This window comes from Mesorhizobium marinum (genome assembly GCF_040813675.1).
Classification (GTDB): domain Bacteria; phylum Pseudomonadota; class Alphaproteobacteria; order Rhizobiales; family Rhizobiaceae; genus Mesorhizobium_K; species Mesorhizobium_K marinum.
Genome location: NZ_JBFOCI010000036.1, coordinates 1 through 763, shown reverse-complemented (window position 1 = coordinate 763; position 763 = coordinate 1). Strand labels below are relative to the sequence as shown.

1 protein-coding gene is annotated in these 763 nt (G+C 49.5%); it reads right to left on the bottom strand.

The annotated features are described in order from the left end of the window. The coding region (locus ABUE31_RS22740; protein ID WP_367726045.1) for a DGQHR domain-containing protein at window positions 1-751 on the bottom strand (751 nt) is incomplete at its 3' end. Window positions 752-763: the final 12 nt, after the last annotated feature.

Here is a 763-nt window from a genome sequence, read left to right as displayed (position 1 = left end):
TCAATTCCCCCTCCAGTTCCACCAGAAGATTTTTCGGGACGCGCTTCTGCTCGTGGTTGATTGTCACAAAAAGGTTTGCTTCAGCAGCATCAGCGAGCTTTTCAAATGCCACAACAATCAGATGATCAGTGCTTCGTTTCTTCTCTAGATCGCCATAGGCGTAAAGCCGGTGTTGACCGTCCACAATCCAAGCGCTTTTGAACTTACTGGGAAGGTACAGGGTGCCAAATTGCACTGGCCACTCGTCCTGATTTTCGAGTAAGTCAAAACGCGGCTTGTCTTTGAAGTTTACAAGAATGCTGTTCGGGAAGTAGCCGCCTCCGCCAAGAAATTTGGCGATTTGCTTCAGTCGTGATTTTTGGATCAAGCGCTGATATGCTGGCGCCCCTTCTGGGTCATTCAATGCTCGATGGTTCACAAATGCAATTTTCAGCATTTGCTCCGGGGTGGCAACAAACGCATAGAAGCGATTGCCTCCGAGCGTTCCGCGTATTGCTGGAGTCGTGACACCCTCCATTTCCGCGATGGATGATCCCTTCAGATATTCGGCCAAGAACTGGGAGCGAGCGCCTGTTCCCAAGTGGTCTACAATCTGGCTGAAATAGCGGTATTCGCTTTCCCGCATTACCTGAATGTTTTCTTGGCGAGCGCGTTCAATATCTGGCTTTGACCAAATGATGTTTTCGGTGACAAACATCCAAAGGATTTTTGGTCGGAATCCTGGATAGTGTTTGCGAACCGCGTTGGCCATGGGCCCTTTCAG